Source organism: Microvirga sp. P5_D2, assembly GCF_054049475.1.
In genome coordinates this window covers 1-7,363 of record NZ_JBFUMH010000208.1, presented here as the reverse complement: position 1 = coordinate 7,363, position 7,363 = coordinate 1, and the positions used below count along the sequence as shown (strand labels likewise).

Sequence of the window (7,363 nt, the reverse complement as noted above, 5' to 3'; positions counted from 1 at the left end):
CCCATGTGCTACCCGCAGGACGATTACATTGTCGGCGATGCCGATGTGCTGCTCGGCCGGATCGGCGGCGTGCCATTTTATATGAGCCCGTCGCAATACGAATATTGGAAACATACGCAGCTCATCATCGATGTGGTTCCCGGCCAGGGAGGCATGTTCTCGCTCGAGAACGGGCGCGGTGTCCGCTTCCTCACCCGTTCCCGCCTCTTTTCCGATGAGGAAGTCGCCGCTTTGGGATTGACCACTTAAGGGCGTCACCACCTTCTTTCAGGAATATTGTCGTGCGCAAACGTCGAGCGGCAGGGAAACTCTGAAGCTTTACGGGGTTATCGCTGTTGGGACCGCCATTCGGCAGCCCATCAAGCGCCCTCACGAGAACTGGAAGGAAGGAGGCGAGGTGCCCCGGATACTGACCTATAACGTGCGCCGTTGCCTCGGCACGGACGGACGGCTGTCGCCGGGGCGGATTGCGGATGTCATCGCGGCTTACGAGCCCGATGTGGTGGCCTTGCAGGAGCTCGATGTAGGGCGTGCGCGGACAGGCGGCGTCGATCAGGCGCATATGATCGCCCAGGCCCTTGGCATGCAGATGCATTTTCACGCGAGCCTGAAGGTGTTGGAGGAGGAATATGGCAATGCCATCCTCACCCATCGCCCTTCCCAGCTCATCAAGTCGGGGCCTTTGCCTGGGCCGGGCGGGCGTTTTGCGCCGGAACCGCGAGGTGCTCTTTGGGCCTCGATCAATTTCGGCGGCATGAACGTGCAGGTCATCACCACCCATCTCGGCCTTCGCCAAGGAGAACGGCTCACCCAGGTCGATTGCCTCCTCAGTCCGCATTGGTTGGGGCACAAGGCCTGCCGCGATCCTGTGATCATGCTTGGAGATTTCAACGCCTCGCCACGTTCGCGCGCCTATCAGCGCCTGACGACGATCCTGCGCGACGCACAGAAATCGGCGCCTCACGACAAGGTCAAACCGACATTTCCCTCACGCCTGCCGATGCTGCGGATCGACCATGTCTTCGTCAGCCGCTCGGTTCACGTGACACGCGTGGAATCCGTCCGGACACCCATGGCGCGCGTGGCGTCGGATCACCTGCCGCTCATGGTCGAGTTTCAACTCATGCCGGTAAAGGGGCAACGGCTCGGGCTGGAGCAGGCCAGCGAATAGAAAGAGTAGGGAGCATCGTTACGGATCGCTTGCCTGTCTTCTGCGTTGACCCAGCCAAAGGGTCAAGCCTGGCCATATGCTGCGGGCCTACCAGGAGAGTGAATGCGTAAGATCTGGAAACCATTGATTGCCGTTGTCGCGGTCGGCCTTGCGGCCTTCCTGCTCTATCGGACCTTGAGCCGCTACAGCAAGGACGAGCTTCTCGCCGCCGTTGCCGCCATTCCCGCAGCGCGCCTCGCGGCGGCGGGCGGGTTTGCGGCGGCCAGCTACCTCTGCCTCAGCGGATTCGATTATCTGGCGCTGCGCTATGTCGGCAAACCCCTCCCTTACTACAAGGCTGCATGGGCTTCCTTCACGAGCCTGTCTCTCGGGCACAATATCGGATTGGCATTCCTCAGCAGCGGCGCGGTCCGCTATCGCTTCTATACACGGTGGGGGCTGACCGCGGCCGATGTCGCAAAGGTTATTCTCTTTTGCGGAATAACGGTCGGTTTGGGGCTCATGGTCCTGGGCGGTGCGGCGCTGATGCTGCGCTCGGATCTCGCTGTTGAAATCACGGGGCTGTCGAAAGGGATCGTCATTGGGCTGGGCTGCATCTGTCTCATCCTGCCGGCCATCTATTTGGCGCTCGCGGCTTTCGTGAGGAAACCGTTAAAAATCCGAAGCTGGAGTCTGGAGATGCCGCCTCTGCGGCTTGCCATCGGGCAAGTCATCATCGGGTCGGTCAATTTCGCCTTTGTAGCAGCATGCCTTCATCAGGCGCTCGCGGCTGTCACGGATGTGGCCTATATCGGGGTGGCATCCGTCTATGTGATCGCGAATACGACGGCGCTCATCAGCCATGTTCCCGGAGGTCTCGGCGTGATCGAAAGCGTCGTGATGTACCTTCTGCCGGGCAAGGATCTGATCGGCCCGCTTCTGGTCTTCCGCTTTGTCTATTTCCTCATCCCGCTATGCATCGGCCTGCTGGTCTTCCTCGTGACCGAGCTCTTCTACAAACGCAAAGGGGATGCGCGCGGCAGCATCCCCCAGGCTCAGGCTAGAGCATAGGACACAAAAGTGGATTTGCACTTTTGGAATCGATCCGATGCTCCGCTCTAAGGAAGAGCGCATGATGCGCTCGAGCGTGATGTTCACTCGTTCGGACGCTTGAGAAACCAGAGCGGCTCGAAGGGCTCCAGCGGGTCCAGAAGGYCGGTGCCGATGGCAGGCTCCACGGGGCCTTCATCGAACATGGCATCGAAGAGGCGCAGCCGACGGTCGCAGGTGTTGAGGCGCTTGATGGTTGCGATCAGAGAACCGCCTTCCTTCGAGACGGCAGAGGTGAAGATATCCACACTCGTGGCGAGGTGTTCAGCCAGAAGATCGTCGCGCAAATGCGCAATCGTCCTGCGCATGTCGTCGTTGGTCGCCTCGATGGCAAGATCGCATTCCRTATCGAGCCCGATGGACCTGTTGTTCATGTTCGACGAGCCGATGCGTAGAAAGCTATCGTCCACGATGATCAGTTTGGAATGGATCAGTACCTGACATTCGCCGTCCTTGGCCGGGACGACCGGATAATAAGCCCGCAGGCGATCATAGCGGTCGGCCTTGCGCAGACGCCGGATCAAGCGGTCGCGATTGGTGCCCATGACCCGCTGCTCCGCCCATCCGTGCGATTCATGGGTCTGGATAATGATGATCTCAGGACCGTCCGGGTTGGCGAGGTGCTGTTCGAGAACATCGCCGATGCAGGGTGCAGTCATGTACTGCGCCTCGATGTAGATGCTTTTCTTGGCGGCGGCCAAAGCATCCAGGTTCAGAGCCGTCGCTTCCTGGATCGCCGTGTGCTCTCCCCAGGCCGGGTAAGTGCGCGCGATTGCGATGGGAGCATTGGTGAACTGCGCCGGGAGCTCCGATGGCCACAGATCGGATTTCGTGGGCTGGCTGAGGTTCAGCTCTTCGCCTGTCGCGATCTTCCAACGCGCATGAGCCACCTCGGTGACCGAACGGGCGGCTGGCCCAGAAACAGCCATCTGCAGGTCATGCACCGGATCGTAGATCGTGCCGTCATCCTTCGCGCGATATGGGTTATCGCAGGAGTGATCCCTAGTATCCCAGCGTTCCACCGTCAGATCCATGCCGCCGACGAAAGCCAGATCGTCGTCGATCGTGATGATCTTCTGATGATGCGCGGCATAGAGCGGATGGTGCTTGTCGAGGCGCAACTGGAGGCGAGGATGGTTCTGCCATTCCGCTCCGAAGATCAGCGGGCCCGGCGCACCGGGCGCATGCACCACGGCGATGCTCCACACCAGAATGCGGATTTCCAGTTCAGGCCGCTCTTCCACGAGTGATCGCAAGAATGGGCCCAGAGGAGGAGAATTCTCCGGATCGGCATCAGGCCGGAGGCGGATGCTCCCGTCGAAATCCCATCCTACGATTAGGATCGACCGTTCCGCCTTGCGCAAGGCCGCTTCGAGATGGGTGAAGTACGCGGCGCCATCGACAAGCGCAGACGCTTTGTCAGCGGGAGCGACGCGCCAGCAATTCCGCCCGGGTTGCAGGATCGGACAAGATTGCGCGCGGGCGGGCAGAGAAACTGCGACGCTTCCGGCCTGTCCAATCGTATCCTCGAAAAAATGCACGTTCATCATCGTCATGGGAACCATCACGCCAACTCGGAAGTGAGGCTAAGGTTCCCATAATGGCACATTATATCGCATGCTTTTGAGCTGGGTTTGAAAACAGCTCAAAAAATAATCCGAAAATGCGCTCCAAAAACTCAGCATCATGGGGGAGGGACGTTGCCAATCGAAAGCCGCGCCTAATAATTTAAGCTGTTCGAATTCGTTGAGCACACAGCAACGCGGCTGGCGAACGCCAGTCTGCTCCTCGTTTCGTCGAGGAGGACCATTCGTGGCGGCAGAAGGGTGATTATGGACAAGCAGATTGAACAGAGAATCCGGGAACGGGCATACGAGATTTGGATGCAGCATGGGAGCCTTCCCGGTCGCGCCGAGGAGTATTGGTATCAGGCCGAGCAGGAAATTTTAGGGCAGGAGGCCCCTTCGATCGGCCCGCTCTCCATGGTGGGAAGTGAAGAGGACGCGCCGGTCGAGGTGAGTGCCTCTCCTCTTGGGATGGTGAGCGAAACGACGGACGAGGTTCTGACGGCCCCTGCACCAAAGACGCGCAAGCGTCGTAGCGCTGTGCCGGGCGTTGCCGCCGAACCGGGCGAGGTTGTGGCCCCGGTGTCGAAACGCAAGCGTACCGTTCCACCAACCTGACGAAGGATTGCATTACCTTCGGTCCCAAAGGCCGGAGGATCATAGGGGCAGGGATTAAAGCTGAAGCCCGGTGTGGATACAAAAGTGTCGACCGGGCTCAGTAACTCAGAAGCGGGGCAGAGCATGCCCATTTGTCAGGAGTAGAACTTGCCCAAATCGACCGCCGCTTATGCGCCTCTTGCCCGCCATGCCATGGCCTACATTCTTGCGGGAGGCCGTGGCAGCAGACTCATGGAGTTGACGGACGTTCGCGCCAAGCCCGCGGTCTATTTTGGTGGCAATACCCGGATCATCGATTTCGCACTCTCGAACGCCTTGAATTCCGGTATCCGCCGCATCGGCGTTGCGACGCAGTACAAGGCGCATAGTCTCATCCGTCACTTGCAACGGGGATGGAATTTCTTTCGCTCCGAACGCAACGAGAGCTTCGACATTCTCCCGGCGAGCCAGCGTGTATCCGAGACCATGTGGTACGAGGGCACGGCGGATGCCGTATATCAGAACCTCGATATCATCGCGAGCACCGATCCCGAATACATCATCATCCTGGCCGGCGATCACATCTACAAGATGGACTACGAGATCATGCTGCGTGAGCACGTGGATTCGGGCGCTGACGTAACCGTTGGGTGCCTCGAGGTGCCCCGGATGGAGGCCACGGGCTTCGGCGTCATGGGCGTCGATGAAACCGACCGTATCATCTCATTTCTCGAAAAGCCGAAGGATCCGCCAGGAATTCCCGGCAACCCCACGATGGCTCTGGCCAGCATGGGGATCTACGTCTTCAATACCAGGTTCCTGTTCGATCAGTTGCACCGCGATGCGGCGACCCCCGGCTCAAGCCGCGACTTCGGCAAGGACATCATTCCGTACCTGGTGCAGAACGGAAAAGCCGTTGCGCACAGGTTTGCCAATTCATGTGTCCGTTCCGGTGCCGAAGCGGGCGGTAGCAACGCGGAGGCTTATTGGCGTGACGTCGGAACGGTGGATGCCTATTGGGAGGCCAATATCGACCTGACCGCCATCGTGCCCTCGCTCGATCTCTACGACCGCGACTGGCCGATATCCTCGTATTCCGAAATTTTGCCGCCGGCCAAATTCGTGCATGACGAGCACAAGCGCCGTGGCAGCGCGATCAACTCACTCGTCTCCAACGGCTGCATCGTATCCGGCGCTTCCTTGCGCCAATCGCTCGTCTTCACAGGCGTGCATCTTCATTCCTATGCCCATGTGGAGGGTGCGGTCATCCTGCCGAATGTGGATATCGGGTCCGGCGCGCGGTTGAAGAATGTCGTCATCGACCGGGGCGTGAAAATTCCTGATGGATTGGTCGTGGGCGAGAATCCCGACGACGATGACAGGCGCTTCCGCCGGACGGAACGCGGCATCTGCCTCATCACGCAGCCGATGATCAGCAGGTTGACTGGATGACGCCTCTGTCGGTCCTGTCGGTCACTTCCGAGCTCTTTCCCGTTATCAAGACCGGCGGCCTCGCCGATGTGGCGGGAGCCTTGCCCGCTGCGCTGGAGGGCGAAGGGGTGCATGTAGTCTCTCTCCTTCCCGGTTATCCGGCGGTAATGAGGGCGCTGGAGCGGACGGAGGTTGTGCGCGATTATCCGAGCCTCTTCGGTGGGCCTGCGCGACTGTTGTCCGGGCGTGCAGCGCAAATGGACCTCTTCGTGATCGACGCTCCGCATCTCTACGAGCGTCCCGGATCGCCCTATCTCACGCCGGAGGGGCGCGACTGGCCTGATAACGCACGGCGCTTCGCGGCACTCGGCCGGGTCGCCGCCGATATCGGCCATGGCAGCGTGCCGGGCTTCGCGCCCGACATCGTTCATGCCCATGACTGGCAGGCAGGCCTTGCGCCGGCCTATCTGCATTTCGACGATGCTCCACGCCCGGGCACCGTCATGACGATCCATAATATCGCCTTTCAGGGCATCTTTCCTGCCGATCTGCTCTATGAACTCGGACTTCCGCCGAGTGCCTTCACCGTGGACGGAGTGGAATATTACGGCCAGATCGGCTTCCTGAAATCGGGCCTGCGCCTGTCGGATCGCATCACGACCGTCTCTCCGAGCTATGCCAAGGAAATCCAGACGCCTGAGGGCGGTATGGGACTCGATGGTCTCTTGCGTACTCGCTCGAGAGATGTGCACGGCATCCGCAACGGCATCGACGACCGCGTGTGGAATCCTTCTGAAGATCAAACCCTGCCAAGTCGCTACAACCGGCAATCCCTGGAAGCACGCCTCCAGAACAAGCGGGCTCTTCAGGACCGGCTTGAGCTCGATACCGATCCCAATGCCATGCTCTTTGGCGTGGTGAGCCGCCTGTCTGAGCAAAAAGGCCTCGATCTCGTTCTCTCTGCGCTGCCTGTGCTGCTGGCGGACGGCGCGCAGCTGGCCTTGCTGGGCGCTGGCGACAGAGGGCTTGAGGACAGCTTTCGAGCAGCGTCCATCGTCTATCCGGGACAGGTCGGCTGCTTCTTCGGATACGATGAAACGCTCGCCCATCAAATTCAGGGCGGCAGCGATGCGTTGCTGGTGCCGTCCCGTTTCGAGCCCTGCGGCCTAACGCAGCTATGCGCCATGCATTACGGCAGCGTGCCTGTTGTCTCCAGGGTCGGCGGATTGGCGGATACCGTCATCGACGCCAATGAGATGGCGATTGCATCTGGCGTCGCGACGGGTTTTCAGTTTTCTCCGGTCAACCTGACAGGCGCCCTCGATGCTTTTGAGCGTGCAAAAACTCTCTGGAGGGACAAGGATTCATGGCGGCGCTTGCAGATGAACGGTATGGCAGCGGAGGTCGGCTGGAACCGACCCGCGCGGCAATACGCACAGCTTTACCGTGAGCTTCTGGAATCAGCATAGGAGCGCCCGATCAGGCGCTCCTTTTCTTGCCTAGCTTGGGC

7 protein-coding genes are annotated in these 7,363 nt (G+C 60.0%); 6 read left to right on the top strand and 1 reads right to left on the bottom strand.

Annotated features, from left to right (window positions below; genetic code table 11):
- From ACXJKO_RS28105 to ACXJKO_RS28095, 3 genes are all read left to right on the top strand, one after another.
- Positions 1 to 249, top strand: a 249-nt coding sequence (locus ACXJKO_RS28105) for a DUF779 domain-containing protein (protein WP_457094333.1), incomplete at its 5' end; no start/stop codon positions are given.
- A gap of 148 nt (positions 250 to 397) precedes the next feature.
- Complete coding sequence (locus ACXJKO_RS28100; RefSeq protein ID WP_457094332.1) at positions 398 to 1,171, top strand: endonuclease/exonuclease/phosphatase family protein; 774 nt, start codon at positions 398 to 400, stop codon at positions 1,169 to 1,171.
- A 102-nt stretch (positions 1,172 to 1,273) separates the two neighbouring features.
- The gene (locus ACXJKO_RS28095; protein ID WP_457094331.1) at positions 1,274 to 2,221 is read left to right on the top strand and encodes a UPF0104 family protein; all 948 of its coding nucleotides are present in this window, start codon (positions 1,274 to 1,276) and stop codon (positions 2,219 to 2,221) included.
- A gap of 83 nt (positions 2,222 to 2,304) precedes the next feature.
- Here ACXJKO_RS28095 and ACXJKO_RS28090 read toward each other — a convergent pair whose 3' ends face one another.
- A complete protein-coding gene (locus tag ACXJKO_RS28090) occupies positions 2,305 to 3,816 on the bottom strand; it encodes a phospholipase D-like domain-containing protein (protein ID WP_457094330.1) in 1,512 nt (503 codons plus the stop codon).
- 276 nt (positions 3,817 to 4,092) lie between these two features.
- Between ACXJKO_RS28090 and ACXJKO_RS28085 the strand changes: the two genes are divergently transcribed.
- From ACXJKO_RS28085 to glgA, 3 genes are all read left to right on the top strand, one after another.
- Positions 4,093 to 4,443 carry a DUF2934 domain-containing protein gene (locus ACXJKO_RS28085; RefSeq protein ID WP_457094329.1) on the top strand — a complete coding sequence of 117 codons (351 nt, stop codon included), beginning with the start codon at positions 4,093 to 4,095 and terminating at the stop codon, positions 4,441 to 4,443.
- A 147-nt stretch (positions 4,444 to 4,590) separates the two neighbouring features.
- A complete protein-coding gene (gene glgC, locus ACXJKO_RS28080; RefSeq protein ID WP_457094328.1) occupies positions 4,591 to 5,874 on the top strand; it encodes a glucose-1-phosphate adenylyltransferase in 1,284 nt (427 codons plus the stop codon).
- Entirely contained in the window at positions 5,871 to 7,322 is a 1,452-nt protein-coding gene (gene glgA, locus ACXJKO_RS28075) for a glycogen synthase GlgA (protein ID WP_457094327.1), read from the top strand. Before glgC ends, glgA begins: the two co-directional genes overlap by 4 nt.
- Positions 7,323 to 7,363 lie beyond the last annotated feature (41 nt).

Coding starts and splice junctions, on each gene's coding strand:
- ACXJKO_RS28095 (WP_457094331.1), top strand. CDS start 1,274: ATGCGTAAGATCTGGAAACCATTGATTGCCGTTGTCGCGGTCGGCCTT.
- ACXJKO_RS28085 (WP_457094329.1), top strand. CDS start 4,093: ATGGACAAGCAGATTGAACAGAGAATCCGGGAACGGGCATACGAGATT.
- glgA (WP_457094327.1), top strand. CDS start 5,871: ATGACGCCTCTGTCGGTCCTGTCGGTCACTTCCGAGCTCTTTCCCGTT.